Annotated in this window: 14 protein-coding genes; 10 read left to right on the forward strand and 4 right to left on the reverse strand. The window is 55.7% G+C overall.

Annotation, left to right across the window (positions count from 1 at the left end):
• Positions 1–597: 597 nt before the first annotated feature.
• The gene (locus GEAM_RS15515) at positions 598–2,202 is read right to left on the reverse strand and encodes an acetolactate synthase large subunit (RefSeq protein ID WP_210435889.1); all 1,605 of its coding nucleotides are present in this window, start codon (positions 2,200–2,202) and stop codon (positions 598–600) included.
• A gap of 135 nt (positions 2,203–2,337) precedes the next feature.
• On the opposite strand from GEAM_RS15515, the gene GEAM_RS15520 reads away from it, so the two are divergent.
• Positions 2,338–2,799, forward strand: a complete 462-nt coding sequence (locus GEAM_RS15520; protein ID WP_034793169.1) for an Lrp/AsnC family transcriptional regulator — start codon at positions 2,338–2,340, stop codon at positions 2,797–2,799.
• 167 nt (positions 2,800–2,966) lie between these two features.
• Positions 2,967–3,284: an RcnB family protein gene (locus GEAM_RS15525; protein WP_034793172.1), complete on the forward strand. Its 318-nt coding sequence runs from the start codon at positions 2,967–2,969 to the stop codon at positions 3,282–3,284.
• 83 nt (positions 3,285–3,367) lie between these two features.
• On the opposite strand, the gene GEAM_RS15530 is transcribed toward GEAM_RS15525, so the two are convergent.
• Positions 3,368–3,997 carry a LysE family translocator gene (locus GEAM_RS15530; protein WP_034793175.1) on the reverse strand — a complete coding sequence of 210 codons (630 nt, stop codon included), beginning with the start codon at positions 3,995–3,997 and terminating at the stop codon, positions 3,368–3,370.
• Between the two features lie 176 nt (positions 3,998–4,173).
• Here GEAM_RS15530 and GEAM_RS15535 point away from each other — a divergent pair, with 176 nt between their 5' ends.
• On the forward strand, positions 4,174–5,088 hold the full coding sequence (locus tag GEAM_RS15535; protein WP_051899540.1) for a LysR family transcriptional regulator: 915 nt from the start codon (positions 4,174–4,176) through the stop codon (positions 5,086–5,088).
• Here GEAM_RS15535 and GEAM_RS15540 read toward each other — a convergent pair.
• Positions 5,085–6,779 (reverse strand): thiamine pyrophosphate-binding protein, encoded by a 1,695-nt coding sequence (locus tag GEAM_RS15540; RefSeq protein WP_051899541.1) that lies wholly within the window; start codon positions 6,777–6,779, stop codon positions 5,085–5,087. The genes GEAM_RS15535 and GEAM_RS15540 overlap by 4 nt on opposite strands.
• Before the next feature lie 278 nt (positions 6,780–7,057).
• On the opposite strand from GEAM_RS15540, the gene mgrA reads away from it, so the two are divergent.
• The 4 genes from mgrA (at position 7,058) to GEAM_RS15560 (ending at position 11,639) form a co-directional block, all read left to right on the forward strand.
• Entirely contained in the window at positions 7,058–8,089 is a 1,032-nt protein-coding gene (mgrA, locus tag GEAM_RS15545) for an L-glyceraldehyde 3-phosphate reductase (RefSeq protein WP_034793177.1), read from the forward strand.
• A gap of 216 nt (positions 8,090–8,305) precedes the next feature.
• A complete protein-coding gene (locus GEAM_RS15550) occupies positions 8,306–9,646 on the forward strand; it encodes an MFS transporter (RefSeq protein WP_051899542.1) in 1,341 nt (446 codons plus the stop codon).
• Complete coding sequence (locus tag GEAM_RS15555; RefSeq protein WP_034793181.1) at positions 9,646–10,839, forward strand: enolase C-terminal domain-like protein; 1,194 nt, start codon at positions 9,646–9,648, stop codon at positions 10,837–10,839. The genes GEAM_RS15550 and GEAM_RS15555 overlap by 1 nt, the downstream gene beginning before the upstream one ends.
• Before the next feature lie 122 nt (positions 10,840–10,961).
• A complete protein-coding gene (locus tag GEAM_RS15560) occupies positions 10,962–11,639 on the forward strand; it encodes a GntR family transcriptional regulator (protein ID WP_051899543.1) in 678 nt (225 codons plus the stop codon).
• Positions 11,640–11,647: 8 nt separating this feature from the next.
• Here GEAM_RS15560 and GEAM_RS15565 read toward each other — a convergent pair whose 3' ends face one another.
• Positions 11,648–12,622, reverse strand: coding sequence for a threo-3-hydroxy-L-aspartate ammonia-lyase (locus tag GEAM_RS15565; RefSeq protein ID WP_034793184.1), 975 nt, complete (start codon positions 12,620–12,622; stop codon positions 11,648–11,650).
• 148 nt (positions 12,623–12,770) lie between these two features.
• Here GEAM_RS15565 and GEAM_RS15570 point away from each other — a divergent pair, with 148 nt between their 5' ends.
• The 3 genes from GEAM_RS15570 to yidZ all read left to right on the forward strand — a co-directional run bounded on the left by GEAM_RS15570 (position 12,771) and on the right by yidZ (position 15,693).
• Positions 12,771–13,394 (forward strand): helix-turn-helix transcriptional regulator, encoded by a 624-nt coding sequence (locus GEAM_RS15570; RefSeq protein WP_034793186.1) that lies wholly within the window; start codon positions 12,771–12,773, stop codon positions 13,392–13,394.
• Positions 13,395–13,538: 144 nt separating this feature from the next.
• On the forward strand, positions 13,539–14,738 hold the full coding sequence (locus tag GEAM_RS15575; RefSeq protein ID WP_034793188.1) for an MFS transporter: 1,200 nt from the start codon (positions 13,539–13,541) through the stop codon (positions 14,736–14,738).
• On the forward strand, positions 14,713–15,693 hold the full coding sequence (yidZ, locus tag GEAM_RS15580) for an HTH-type transcriptional regulator YidZ (protein WP_034793189.1): 981 nt from the start codon (positions 14,713–14,715) through the stop codon (positions 15,691–15,693). The genes GEAM_RS15575 and yidZ overlap by 26 nt, the downstream gene beginning before the upstream one ends.
• The last annotated feature ends 3 nt before the right edge of the window (positions 15,694–15,696 follow it).

Consider the following 15,696-nt stretch of genomic DNA (forward strand, 5'->3'; position numbering starts at 1 on the left):
TTGAGTTTATATTTTTATTAACCCGTCACCCTTTTGAGAATTGAACATGAGGTTCATTAAGTGACTTCGTTTACGGAGAAGATTATTATTTTTTATTTATAACTTTTGCAACAACCCGATTTTTTTGATGATAACTCTTCACTAAAATTAACATTCAAATTCCCGGCAACATCAACACAACATAACGCAATGTATTTAAACAATAAAAACAAATTTTACTTACATTCCACAAAGCGTTAAATGCGCGACGAGTAAGCAATTATCCATATAGCTATCGTGATGAGCAATATATCCCACCATTAATGCATCATTATCTCTTCAGCCGATCAGATTTATACCTATCGGTAAATGGATTTTTCTTACAATATAATTATCCAAATTTGTTTTTTAACATTCAATCAGGCAGGGATTATTCCAATGTCGATTTAATAACTAGCACTCAATATATTTAGCGAAATAGAATCAACATCCGCGAGCTATAGATTTAGCGTGAAGTTATTAAGTTGGGAGATATAGCAAGAAAGGCGGTAATGGCGGAATGCCGTAGAAAAAGCCGTCCCCTGGCGGTTCAAGCAGGGAACGGTATTACAGCTTGAGTTAAATCACCGCCTCAATCAGCCGTGGACCTTTGGCGTTCATGGCGGCTTTGAATGTGGCTTCCAGCCCGCGACAGGTATCAACTCGCACGGCTTCCACCCCCATGCCTTCGGCGATTTTTACCCAGTCGAGCGTTGGGTTCACCAAATCAAACATCGCGGCGGTCTGCACACCCTCCGGTGCTCCGACCTTATGCAGCTCTTCGCGCAGCACGGCGTAGGCGCGGTTGGCGAAGATGACGGTGGTGACATCCAGATTCTCGCGAGCCTGCGTCCACAGCGCCTGCAGGGTGTACATCGCACTGCCGTCCCCTTCCAGCGAAATCACTTTTCTGTCCGAGCAGGCCACGGCTGCGCCCGTCGCCACCGGCATTCCCTGCCCGATTGAACCGCCGGTCAGCTGCAAGTAATCACAAGGCGCGGCGCTGTCGAATAGACCATAGCTTGGGAAGCTGGCGGTCAGGCTCTCGTCACTCACAATGGCGTTTTCTGGCATGTAGTGGCTAACAATCTGCATCACCGCCAGATTCGACAACGGCTGGTCGCCGGAAGGCAGCTCTATCGGGCGACGCTGCGCAACCACTGGAGATCCGCTGGCATCCAGCGCCTCGGCCAAGGCTTCTAATGCCTGCGGACCATCTTCGTGAGGCTGAGCCAGAACCAGCGGTCGGCAGTTGACCGGCGTCAGTTCGCTTGGCAAGCCGGGATAGGCGAAGAAGGCCACCGGCGCCTGCGTGCCGACCAGAATCAGGGTCTTGATACCTGCTAAAAACTCCATCGCCGGGCCGGGGCGGTATGGCAGTCGCTCGACCACCACGCGGCCCGCGCCACGCTCAACTCTCGGGGTGAAGGTGTCGCAAATCAGCCGCACGCCGGTTAAAGCGGCAATGCGTCCGGCAGCTTCAAGTCCTCGGCCAATTAAGGCGTCGCCACGCAGCAGGAAGGCAGCCTCTCCCTGACGAATGGCTTTCACCGATTGCAAAATCGCTTCGCTGCTGACTGGCGCGGGCTGCATAATTGGCAACGGGTCGGCGGCGCGCTCGGCGTCATTCCACGCGGTATCCGCTGGTAGAATTAAGCTGGCGATTTGCCCCGGTGCGGCGCGGGCGGCCTGCACCGCGCGGGCGGCGTCGGACGCCACATCGCGCGCACTGCGAGACTCATAAACCCAGTGGGAAACCGTGTTTGAGAAGGTTTTTACATCCGATGTCAGCGGCGCGTCATATTGCTGATGGCTGGTCGCGTGGTTGCCAATGATATTCACCACCGGGGTATTGGCTTTGCGCGCATTGTGCAAGTTGGCGAGGCCGTTGCCGAGGCCCGGCCCCAAGTGCAGCAGCGTGGCGGCGGGTTTTCCCGCCATGCGGGCGTAGCCGTCGGCCGCGCCGGTGACAATGCCTTCGAACAGGCCAAGGATCGGGCGAATGCCCGGCACGCGATCCAGTGCGCTAACAAAATGCATCTCCGAGGTCCCTGGGTTAGCAAAACAGACTTCTATCCCACTTGCCACCAGCGTTCTAACCAGACTTTCTGCACCATTCATCGGTGTTTCGGTGCCAGATGTCTGGGTTGGCTCGGTATTGGCGATGGTACCCACTTCGGACATATAAACCTCACAGTTGATTGTTTTTAACCCTGTTTATAGGTTATCGCCAACCCACCGCCGATTCCCGGCTATATTCACCTTATAAATAACTCCGTTTGGAGTTATTCTTCAATTTTACCTAGCACAGTGGTGATTATGAGCGACCTCGACCAATTTGACTTAAAAATTCTGAAGGCGTTGCAAGACAATGCGCGGATAACCACTCAAGAGCTGGCTGAGTGCGTCGGCCTGTCGCCAACCCCCTGCGCGAGACGGGTAAAACGGATGGAGGAAGAAGGCTTTATCGACAAATACGTCACTTTGCTCAACCCGAAGAAGATGGGCGTCGGGCTGAACGTGTTCGTTAACGTTCGCCTGAATACGCAGGCCGCCAAGGCTTTCGAAGCCTTCGAAGAGGCGATAAGAAACCTGCCGGAAGTGGCAGGCTGCTACCTGCTGGCGGGCAACTATGACTATCTGCTTCAGGTGCGAGTGCCGGACGTCGAGGCGTTCCGCAGTTTTATCCGTGAACGCCTGACCACCATCGAAGGCATTGGCGAAACCCAATCCAGCGTGGTGCTGCAACAAGCCAAACATACTACTGCGCTGCCTTTGTAAGAGTTGAGGGCTAGGCCGTCAGATGGCCCTCACCAGCAGCATTTGCATTTCGACACAATTAAACGCCCCGTCCTGAGGTGCTTTTCTCGCTATTATCCTGTCTACAGATGAAGCACTGCTTCACGAATGACTATTGCCACGGTTGATGGTTTTAAACGGGATACACTATGCGTCTTTCTAAATGGGTTTTGTTATCGGCTTCTGCTTTGTCTTTCACGCTGTTGTCCGCTCAGGCAGCCAACGCCGCGTCCAACTCTCATGAGATTCAGTCGTTCTTCAGCGACTCAATTCAGTATTCGATCGGAAGCAAAGTGCCGGCGCTTTACCGCACCAAGCCTTACGAAATTGTTGAATGGCAAAAACGTAACCTGCCAGCACCAACGCCAGACACTCACTGGACCTACATCGGCGGCAACTACGCGCTGATCACCAATTCCGACGGCACCATCACTAAAGCGGAATCTGGCGATATCTTCTTCCAATAAGCCCTGATAGCTATACAAAAAGGCCGCCTGAGTGAGCATCACTCGGCGGCCTTTGTTGTTTTAATCCGTTATTAATCTTGGATTTATTTGCTGGAAAGGATCAGTTTTAAGCCTAACAGCATTAAAACGGTCCCCGCCACGCGGTCAATCACCGTCTTGAATCTAATATAGGCTTTTTGCGATTTCTCAACCGACAGCACATAAGCCACGAAGGAGTACCAGCCTGCGTCGATAATAAAAGAGACTAAAGGCAGGACCACATAATAGTAAGCCGGAATGTGCGCCGGAAGCAGCGCGGTAAAGATACTGGCAAACACCACCGCCGTTTTAGGGTTACTTAGCTGAGTAAACAGTCCGTCGCGGAAGGTCTTCAAATAGCGCGGTTTAGACTGCCCCGCGATAGCCGTTTCCACCACCATAGGATCTTTGGAATGCTTGAGGATTTTATAGGCCAGATAGAGCAAATACAGCCCGCCAAACACCTTCAAACCCCAGTAAGCTAGCGGCACGGCGAGTAAAAATGCCTGCAACCCTAAGAGCGCGATGATGGCGAAAATCGCCGCGCCGGTCCCCGTCCCCAGAGCCGTCGCCAGCCCGTGTTTACGGGATTTTGCAATCGCGTTTTGCGCGACGTACACAAAGCTTGGTCCCGGGCTCATCGCCCCGATACTTATTGTCCCTGCAATTGCTGCCACTGTCAGATAACTGTTCATTTTTATTATTCACCCTAATTTTTCGATTAATACATCACGCGTTTGTGCTACGAAAACAGGTACTCGTTGACAACATTACCTTGCGAATTAAGGATAGGGAATAAGCAGTTGTTAATGAATATGAGCAAAAAAGTGCCCGTGCGGTTCGCGCCTTCTAATCGACTGAGATAAAGACCTTGCAGCCAACTTTTAATCAACTCGTACACTTTTGTACTCTTGCCGAAATCGGCCATGTTGGCCGCGCCGCTGAGAAGCTGAATATGTCCCAGCCGCCCCTCAGCAGGCAGATTGCCATGCTAGAAAGCACCCTTGGCGTGAAGCTGTTTGAGCGCGGCGCCAAAGGGGTGTCGCTGACGCTGGCCGGGGAGCAGTTTTTGCAAGACGCGCGGGAAATCATCAACCTGATGCAACAGGCCAGCCGCAACGCGCAGGCCATCGCCGCCGGGCAGCGCGGGCTGCTCAAGTTAGGCTCGACGATGTACGCCTCCTACAGCGTGGTGCCGCACATTGCCAAGCGCCACAAAGCCGAACGGCCAGATGTGGAGTTAAAACTGCAAGAGCTGGTTCCGGCAGAACTCACCAAATCGCTGTTAGATGGCTCGCTGGACGCCGCAATAAGCTTTATAGATATCGAGACGCCCGGCCTGAACTCCATGATTTTATTGCAAGAAAAGCTGGTCGCCGCCCTGCCGGAGCACCACCCTAGCGCCAATTTGGACCACCTTTCGTTACACCAGCTGGCGCAGGATGATTTTATTACGGTGAGCCGGAATATGGCGCCGATGTACTACGACAGCATCGTCACGCAGTGCCAAAAAGCCGGATTCAGCCCCAAAATCGGGCTGGAAGTGTCGGTGCAGCAGACCATCGTCAACTTTGTCGCCCACGGCTTCGGCGTCGCGCTGGTGCCCGCTTCCATGCAATATGCACCGGTCAACGGCGTGATTTATAAACCCCTGACCGATGCGCCCACCATTCAAAACGTGTTGACTTGGTCTGCCAAAAACAAAAATGCCTGCCTCGACGGTTTTCTCGCGCTGTGCCGCGCTTTCAGCCAGAGCCGAACGCAGCACGGCACCGCCGCCGATTAGGCCGCGCTGATCATGATTTCAATCAGGTTCGGCAATCCGCTGGCGATAGCCGCTTCGATAGCCGGAGCGATATCACCGCTGTGGCGGATTTGGCGTGCAGGCAGGCCCATTGAAGCCGCCAAAGCCTGATAATCCACCGCCGGGTCGACCAGATCCATCGCGATAAAGGTGTTGGTTTTGGCCGAAGAGTAATCCTTCTGCGAACGCATAAAGTTCTTCAACACATTGTATTCACGGTTATTCATCACGATGAAAGTCACCGGCAGCTTCTCATGGGCCGCGGTCCACAGCGCCTGTGGTGAGTACATCGCCGCCCCGTCGCCCACCAGACAGACTACCGGCGCTCTGCCCAAGCCAAGGGAGAAACCTACCGAGGCGGGCATACCCCAGCCTAATCCGCCGCCGCGCAGGAAGGCGTATTGGTCAGCCCTGTCACTCGACAGGAATTTGCGCACGCTGGAAGAAGTCGCAATGGCCTCGTCGACAATCGCCACGTCGGGTCCAATGGCGCGAGTAGCCTCAAAGGCGGCGACCAGCGGCGTGATGTCCGACAGCAGATGCTGCTCTTTCGCCAGCGATTCCCAGTAAGTGCGCCCGGTTTGATAGTCGCGCTGCGCTTGGGCAAAACGCCGTTGGTAAGCTTCGCGCTGGGCCTGCGTGGCCTGTTTCAGCTCCGGCAATAACACCTCGAGCGACGCCTTAATATCCCCCATGACCGACAGGCCGCTGCTGTAAGTGCGCCCCAAATCATTCACATCGGCGGAGAGCTGGAACAGCTGGCATCCGGCCGGAATGGCGCTGCCTTCGGTGTACAAAATGGTGATCAGCGACTTGCCGCCAAGAGCAAAAATGGCGTCGTACTGGCTCAGCGCCTGCGCGATGTCGGTGGCCCGCGTCGGCAGGTTGCCGCGCCATAGCGGGTGGGAGGTTGGGTAAGGAATACGCGACGGCCACGAGGAGCCATACACATCCGCCGCCAGCATCTCTGCCAGCGCCACGGTGGCGGCAGCCGCCTTGCTTGGGTGAATTTCATCGCCAGCAATAATGGCAATTTTACCCGGCGCGAAGGCCGCCAGCTTGCTGGCCAGCAGAGGCAGCGAGCCCGCCACGGCCTGCCGGTCGATATGCGAAGGAGCGTCGGTGCCAATGGTGCTCATCTCTTCCATCACGTCCATCGGCAGGGAGAGAAACACCGGGCCGCGCGGCGCGGCGTCGGCATCGTGGAAGGCGCGGCGGATGAGGATCGGCAGCTGTGACGGGTTAGTCACCTCTTTCGCCCATTTCACCGCCGGGGCGGCAATGCTGACTAAATCGCCGTAGAGCAAGGGGTCGGTGATGCTGTGGCGCGAGTCCTGCTGGCCCGCCGTCACCACCAGCGGCGTTTGTGAAACGCTGGAATTAAGCAGATTGCCCATGCCGTGCCCAAGGCCACCGGCAGTGTGCAAATTGAGAAAGCCGGGCTTGCCCGCCGCCTGCGCATAGCCATCGGCCATGGCCACCGCGCTCGCCTCCTGCAAAGCCAAAACATAGTGAATTTCAGGCTTACGCAGCAGGGCGTCCATCAAGGGCAACTCGGTGGTGCCGGGGTTGCCAAAAATGTACTCTACTCCTTCACTTTCAAGCACTTCCAGCAAGACATCTGCGCCACGTCTGGCATTCGTTTGGTCAAGCTTAACAATTGAGTTAGACACGATGAAGCTCTCCGGCGGTGTTGGCCTACCGGGCACAATACCCGATACCTTGCTCAAAAGAGTAGCTCCGCTCTCCTCTCCCTTTCCAATGCTAAATATGGCGAACTCCATACCCTTTTAGGTATGAGATTTGCGGCGTGAAACCATTCATCTGCCGGATAGATACCTGCAATCTATACAATGAATTTCAAAGATAAAATCCGCTTTGCCATAATCCTCATCCTTTGTTTTGCCTCTTCGGCTGATACCTACACTCCAGAACTTCGTGAGGAAATATCATGAATTACCTTGCTTCCCCCTCTCGCTACGACAGCATGCAATACCGTAAAACCGGCACGAGCGGGCTGGTCTTGCCTTTGATCTCTTTGGGCCTGTGGCAGAATTTCGGCGGAGTCGATAATTTTGAAAATGGCCGCGCCGTGCTGCGTCACGCCTTTGATAACGGCATTACCCACTTTGATTTAGCCAACAACTACGGGCCACCGGCAGGCTCGGCGGAACAGAATTTTGGCCGCTGGATGGCGAGTGACTTCAAGCCTTACCGCGATGAGTTGATCATCTCCACCAAGGCCGGATGGGACATGTGGCCCGGCCCTTACGGCGGCCCGACCGGCACGCGTAAACACCTGATTGCCAGCTGTAACAACAGCTTGCGCAGCATGGGACTGGATTACGTGGATATCTTCTACAGCCACCGCGTGGATGCCAATACGCCACTGGAAGAGACCATGGGCGCGCTGGTGCAGCTGCACCGTCAGGGCAAGGCGCTGTACGTGGGGATTTCCTCTTACTCGCCGGAGTTAACCCGACAGGCCGCCAAGATCCTGGCCGATGAGAAGGTGCCGCTATTCATTCACCAGCCCAATTACTCGATGCTTAACCGCAGCATTGAAAACGGCCTGTTGGACGTGCTGAGTGATATCGGCAGCGGCTGTATCGCCTTCTCGCCTTTGGCGCAGGGGATGCTGACCTCGAAGTATCTGAACGGTGTTCCGGCAGGTGCTCGCGCCGACGCCGAGAACTCAGTGATGGCGAAAATGCTCAATGAGCAGAATCTGGCAAACATTCGCGCGCTGAATGAAATCGCCGAAGGCCGTGGCCAGACGCTGGCGCAAATGGCGATTGCCTGGGCGCTGCGTGACCCACGCGTTACCTCGGCGCTGATTGGCGCACGCAACGTTGAGCAGTTGAGCGACTCGCTGAAGTCCTTGAACAATCTGGAATTCTCCGCCGAAGAGCTGGCGAATATCGATAAATACGCCAAAGAGGGCGATGTCGACCTGTGGCGCGTCTCTTCACAAATTAAGTAAATGCCCAGCTAAACGCCAAGTCCCTGAAATCTCGGTTTCAGGGGCTTTTTTGTTTTCAGCTCGCCACTAAATTTCTGCTAAATCCTTTCAGCTCTAAATCTGCAACTTTGCTCGTTGATCCGCAAATTAACTGTGTTCATTATTCGAACTTGTATGCAAGTACCTCACATACAAGATTTGGATCAATTAAGAATCCTAAAAATAAGGGTAATGAACATGCAACTTGCTGATTCTTCCATGGAAAAACAGGTTATTAGAAAACTCTCCTGGCGGCTGCTGCCGATTCTGGTCGCCGGGTACCTCATCGCAATTATCGACCGCGCCAACATAGGTATCGCGGCCCTGACCATGAATGCCGACATCGGGCTGACGGCGGCGACCTTTGGGCTGGCGGCCGGGATGTTCTTTATCCCATACATCCTGCTTGAGCTGCCTTCCAATCTGGCGCTGGAGAAGGTCGGCGCGCGCTGGTGGATAGCCCGCATTATGTTCACTTGGGGGATCATTTCTGGCGCTCATATGTTCGTCTGGAATGACAACAGCCTGTACGTGATGCGCGCCCTGCTGGGTGCGGCAGAAGCTGGGTTCTTCCCCGGCATCGTGTTCTACCTGACACTCTGGTTCCCAGCGGCGTGGCGCGGGCGCATCGTCTCCTCCTTTATGGCCAGTATTCCGGTGGCGCTGATCATCGGCACGCCTATCTCCAGCATGCTGCTGGAAATGCATGGACTGCTGGGGCTGAAAGGCTGGCAGTGGATGTTCTTGCTGGAAGCGATACCGGCCATTGCGCTAGCCTTTGTGGTGCTGTTCGCCTTGCCGAATCGCCCCGAAGACGCCACATTTTTAGCCGCAGATGAAAAGCAATGGCTGCTGACCACGCTGGCGGCAGAGCGCAACCTGCTGCCGCCGCGTAAACACGGTAACTTGCTGAAAATGCTGTGTAGTACGCGCGTTTTGCTGTTCTGTCTGGCCTATTACGGGCTGACCAACTTGAACGGCGCGATCAGCACTTTCCTGCCAAGTATTGTGAGCGAAACCGGCCTGAGCCATATCCAGACGGGCTTCGTCACCATCATTCCTTATGTGTTTGGGCTGGCGGGTATTCTGTTACTCGGCAAGCTTTCTGACCGCCCCGGCTCACGACTGTTAGCCAACTATCTGGCGCTGTTTATTTCCATGTTTGGCCTACTGGGCGCGGGTTACTTCAGCGAACCGCTGGTGCGCATGACCTTCCTGTGCGGCGCGGCGTTCGGCTTCTTCGGCGCAATGCCGGTGTTCTGGTCGCTGCCTTCACAGTTCCTTTCGGCCTCGGTTGCGGCGGGCGGTATCGCGATGATCAACTCACTCGGCAACCTTTCCAGCGTGATCAACCCGTGGATCATCGGCACCATCCGCGACAAAACCGGCAACTACAACGCAGGGTTCTTCTGGCTGGCAGCCATGGCGCTGCTCTCCGTGCTGACCCTCACCCTGATTTTCCGCCTGTGGAAAACCCCTTCCCAGCGCGATGAAAGCCCCAACGCTGAAAAATTGAAAAGTCCAAAAGGAGTCTGTTGATGAAGATTATTGATGTGCGTTTGCGCCAGCTTGAGGGCGTCTTACCCACAGAAGGCCCAATCTGGGAGGAGCGGCTGGCCCGCCCGCTGGATATCTATGCCGACTACCGCGTGCGCGATGACCACGAGGGAGGCGAGCAGCTTAAAGACGGCTTTGCTATTAGCACTGTTTATCTGGAGATCGCAACGGATGAAGGCGTCGACGGGCTGGCTGGGCCGATTCCGCGCTCTATTGCCTCGATCATCGCCAGCCACCTGCGCCGCCTGCTGATCGGCCAAGATCCGCGAGACAGCGAGCGCCTGTGGGACCAGATGCATCGCGCGCTGGTGCATGGCCGTCAGGGTGAAGCAATGATGGCGATAAGCACCGTCGACTGCGCGCTGTGGGACCTGCGCGCCAAGTGGATGCAGCAGCCGGTGTATCGCCTGCTCGGCGGATCGGCGCGAGAAAGCATTCCGGTTTACGCCTCGATGCTTGGCTTCTCGGTGCAAGATCTCGGGCTGGTGCGCGAACGCGCGCAATACTACAAATCGCTGGGTTATTGCGGGCAGAAATGGTTCTTCCGCCACGGCAGCATGAGCGGCCGCGAAGGGCTGAAGCAGAACATTGAGCTAGTCAAAACGCTGCGCGACGCGGTGGGGGAAGACTATGATCTGATGTTCGACTGCTGGCAGTCGATGGATGTCACTTACGTGATGGAGCTGGCGCAGGCTATCGAGCAGTATCGCCCGCGCTGGCTGGAAGAGTGCGTGATGGCCGACCGCCTCGACAGCATGCGCCGCCTGAAAGACAAACTGACTATCCCGATGGCCGGTGCCGAGCATGAGTATACGCGCTGGGGCTTCAAACGCTTTTTCGACGCTCAGGTGCTGGACATCATCCAACCTGACATTTACTGGTGCGGCGGGCTGTCCGAGACGCTGAAAATCGCCGCAGCGGCCACCATGCATGACCTACAGGTGGTGCCGCACGGCCATTCGACCATCGCCACGGCGCATTTCACCGTCACCCAATCGCCAATTCACACCCCATTCCAAGAGTATTTGGTTAAATGGAATGACATCCACCAGCACTTCCTGCAAGCGCCATTGGTGCCGGAAAATGGTGTGATTCAGGTGCCGGAAACGCCGGGGATAGGCATGGCGCTGAACCGTGAGAATATTCACAAAGAGACGCTGATTTTCACCGTCTAATCGGGCCTGTGGGCGGTAGCTGGCGCTAGCGCCCACATTGGCCGGGGTAAACTTGCATATAAGAAGCAAGCATGTAAGTATTTCTTCCTCTTCGGATTCTTGTTGTAAAGGCACACCACGTCATGAGTACAGGGAAAAGCGCCGCCAGTTGGACCATGAAAAAAATCGTTCGCCCGCAGTCGCTAGCCCTCAGGATGGCGGACCAAATTCGCGAGCTGATCGTCAATGGTGAAATTGAATTAGGCACGCTGATTTCCGAAAACGACATCGCCAGCAAGCTGCAAGTGAGCCGCACCCCAGTGCGCGAAGCCCTGCAAAAGCTGGAAACCGAGCGTCTGGTACAAATCATCCCGCAGCGCGGCACCTACGTTTTCCAGTTCAATGAACAAGAGATGCAGCAAACCTGCAAAATGCGCGAGATTTTAGAGTCCGGCGCCTTGGGTATTGCGCTGGCGCGTGACCGCGAGGGCTTAATTGCCGCGCTGGAGAAGCAGCTTAAGCTCGGCAACAAAGCGCTAAATGGCGACCCTGACAGCTTCCGCGCCGCCGATGCTGGCTTCCACATGGCTTTGATCGAGTTCAGCCAGAATCAGGAACTGATTTACGCCTACCACAACATCATCAATCGCATTCGCGCCCTGCTCAATCGCCTCGCCAGAACCACCGAGGAGTTATCGGGTTCGCAAAAAGATCATGAGGATTTCGTCGCCATGCTGCGCGAAGGGCGAGACACCGACGCCGAGCAGCACCTGCGCTGGCACGTCGGCGGCCTGCTGCGGATGTTCCAGCAGAAGTACTGAGGCTAGCCTCAGCTCACCCCGGCCAGCAGCTGGCTGTAGCGGGCGATGTCCACATTGCCGCCGCTGATGATCACCCCAACTCGTTTACCTGCAAGCTGCTGCTTCACCGTGCGTGCGGCGGCGTGGCCCAGACAGCCGGTCGGCTCCACCACCATCTTCATGCGTTCGGCGAAGAAATGCATAGATTGCACCAGCTGTTCATCGGTCACGGTCAAAATGTCGTCCACGTTGCGACGGATAATTTCAAAGTTTTGCAGGCCCAGTTGCTGGGTCTGCACCCCATCGGCAATGGTTTTCGGCGTTTCAATCTTCACCAGCTTGCCGCTGCGAAACGACTGCTGGCCGTCATTGCCCGCCAGCGGTTCGACCCCGTAAACCTGGCAATTTGGCGACAGCGCCCGCGCAGCCAGCGCCGAGCCGGAGAGCAGACCGCCGCCGCCCAGACAGACAAACAGCGCGTCCAGCTCGCCCACTTCCTCGAACAGCTCTTTGGCCGCCGTGCCCTGCCCGGCAATGATATGCGGATGGTCATAAGGCGGGATCAGCGTCAGGCCGTGCTTTTGCGCCAGATCGCGACCGATCTGCTCGCGATCTTCGGTGTAACGGTCAAACAGCACCACTTTGCCGCCATAGCCTTCGGTGGCGGCAATTTTGGCCTGCGGCGCGTCTTTAGGCATCAAAATGGTGGCTGGGATCCCGAGCGTTCTGGCGCACAGCGCGATGGCCTGCGCGTGGTTGCCCGATGAGAACGCCACCACGCCCGCCCGCTTCTGCTCCTCGCTAAACTGCAGCAGGGCGTTCATCGCGCCACGGAATTTGAAAGCGCCCATGTGCTGGTAGTTTTCACATTTGAAGAACAGCTCGGCCCCCAGCTCTTCATCGGCGGTGCGCGATGTCATCACCGGCGTTTTTCTCGCATAGGGTTCAATACGAACCGCTGCGGCGGCAACATCAGCATAAACAGGCAAGGCAACATCACTCATTTTTCTCAACCTAAGGTCAGCGGGGATGAAATGACAAAATATACAATATTAGACATAACGTCTATGTTTACATTCGGCGTGTTTGACGAAAAATCTAATTGTAGATAACTTATCAGCCCCAGCCAGCCCGCAAACCGAGAGAAAAATCATGTCAGGATCGTCAGAGAAGTGGCTGCTCGACCAGCTCAACGCCGTCGCCGCAGGACTAGGAGAGACCTTTGCGCCCTTCGCCGAAGTGGTGCTGCACGATCTTCGCGACCCGCAGCATTCGATCATCGCGGTACACAATAATTTGTCCGGCAGGCAAGTTGGCGAACCCACCACCGAGATGGGACTGGCGCGTATTGCTTCACCCGATTACCCAAGCCTTATCACCAATTACGCCAATAAATTCGCTGACGGCAGGCCCGCCAAAAGCACTTCGATTGGCATTAAAGATCAGCAAGGTAAGTACATCGCCGCGCTCTGTATCAACGTGGATATGACGCTGTTTCGCGGCATGCAGAGCGCGCTGGCGCAGTTCACCAGCATCGCCACTGACAGCGTGACTGAAACGCTGGGCCCGGCAGGCACCGAGGCGATTCGGCAATACATCGACAAGTTTGCTGCTCGGCTGGCCTCCACGCCGCGCGCGCTGAAAACCGCCGAGCGCAAACTGCTGATGCGCGAGTTGCAGGAAAACGGCCTGCTGGAAGTGAAGAAATCGATGGACACCGTGGCGCAGCATTTGGGCGTGTCGCGCGCGTCGATTTACCTTTATGCCAAAGAGTAGGTCAGTCGGGCTAACTGGCTGATTCGCCGAATTTTCGCCCCTCGTCGGCCTATGTCGCCAATGGAAAAACCCGTTGTCGTAAAAGCCACTAGCTGCAAGCCGCTCCCCGCTCTATCTTCCTCACAACGTTGTTGTGAGGTCACTATGCTTAGATTTTTGCTCTGTAGTTTTGCTTTGGTTTTACTCTACCCCACCGGCATCGACCTCTATCTGGTCGGCCTGCCGCAAATCGCTCAGGATTTACAAGCCAGCGAGCCGCAACTGCATATCGCTTTTTCAGTTTATTTGGCCGGAATGGCCGCCACCATGCTGATTGCCGGCGGTTTAGCGGACCGCTACGGGCGTAAACCCCTTACACTTTTTGGCTCGCTGGTCTTTATGCTGGCCTCACTGGCCGGCGGCATGGCCACCAGCAGCGAAGTGTTTCTGCTCACCCGTTTTATTCAGGGGATTGGCGCGGGCTCTTGCTACGTGGTGGCTTTTGCGATTTTGCGCGACACCCTCGATGACCGCCGCCGCGCCAAAGTGCTTTCAGTGATTAACGGCGTGACCTGCATTATTCCCGTGCTGGCGCCGGTGGTGGGTTACCTGATTATGCTCAAGTTCCCGTGGCATAGCCTGTTCTTCACCATGGCCGCCATGGGCCTGCTGGTGTTCTTGCTCTGCACGCTGGTGCTCAACGAGTCTCTGCCGAAACGCGCGGTCACTCCACCCGATGCGCCACGCCAGCGACAGGCTGTGGATGAAAGCTTCAAACAGCGGTTTTTCATCAGCCGGTTAATCATCACCACGCTGGGCATCACCACCATTCTGACTTATGTGAACGCCTCACCTTTTTTAGTCATGGAACAGCTAGAATTTAGTCGCGGCCAGTACTCGCTGGTAATGGCGCTGACCGCGCTTGTGAGCATGATCTCTGCTTTTTCAACGCCTTACTGGCTGTCGCTTTTCAAAGAGAAGAACCTGATGCTGACCGCGCAAGTGTTGTTCGTCAGTGCAGCCGTGGTGCTGCTGGCAGCGCAAAAAGCCTTGTTGCCGTTGCGCGCCGAGCTGCTGGGCTTTGTGCTGATTTGCACCGCGTTTTCACTGGGTTTTGGCGTGACCATGAGTCAGGCTCTCAGTCCCTTTAGGCTGCGGGCGGGCATGGCAAGTTCGCTGCTGGGCATCACGCAGGTCTGTACTTCGGCGCTGTACATCTGGCTAATGGGCGCGCTGGGCGTTCAGGCACTCAACATGCTGCTGGTGATCCTTATCGCGGGTGGAGCTTTCAGCGCGGCCCTCATATTATGGGTCCCTACTTCCCCTCAGGCGAAACCACATGAAGAAGTCTCTGGCGCGACTTGACCTCAATCTGCTGTTTATTCTGCAATTGCTGTTGCAGGAAAAAAGCGTCTCCAGAACGGCGAAGAGGCTAAACGTCACCCCTTCCACTGTTAGTAAGTCGCTGAATAAACTCAGAACCTGGTTTGATGATCGGCTGTTTATCAAAACGCCGCAGGGGTTGGAGCCTACGCCGCTGGCGCTCAGCATGGAGGCGGAACTGGCGGACTGGCTGCTGCTCAGCGGGCTGATTGCCGATAAGCAGGGTCATGAGATCCCACGCGGGGTGAAATTCGAGTTAGTGATTGAGTCGCCGCTGATGCTGCTGATGTTCAATCAGCTTTCGCAGCGTATTTATGACCAGTATCCCGAGGCCAAAATCAAGGTGCGGAACTGGGATGACAGCTCGCTTGAGGCGATTATTCGCGGCGAGGCGGACATTGGCTTTACCGGGCGGGAGAGCCATCCGCTTTCCAGAGAGTCGCTGCATTTGCTGCCCAACTTCGTCAATTTCGAAGTGTTATTCAGCGACTTGCCGGTGGTCTATTTGCGTCAGGATCATCCGGCCTTGCAGCAAGAGTGGAATCTGGAAACCTTCCTCCAATACGCGCATATCGGCGTTTTTTGGGAACATAGCGAGATCTGGGCGCTGGACAATGTGTTGCAGGAGATGGGCACTCAGCGCAGCGTGTCGCTGACCCTGCCGAGCTTCGAGCAGTCGCTATTTATGGCGGCCCAGCCCGGCCATACCATGCTGGCGACCGCGCCGAGCTATTGCGGGCGCTACGCCCAACAGCTGAATTTAGGTCTGGTCACTCGGCCCATCCCCCTCGCCAAAGCGCATCAAGACAAGCTGATTATCCCTTTCACCATGATTTGGCATAAACGCAATGCCTACAGCTCGAAGCTGAAATGGCTGAAGCACACCATTCGTAGTTTGTATGACTCCGGCGAGTTCGGCTCCGGCCACCTCTCGTAGCCG

Origin of the sequence: Ewingella americana ATCC 33852 (assembly GCF_000735345.1) — a bacterium.
GTDB lineage: Bacteria > Pseudomonadota > Gammaproteobacteria > Enterobacterales > Enterobacteriaceae > Ewingella > Ewingella americana.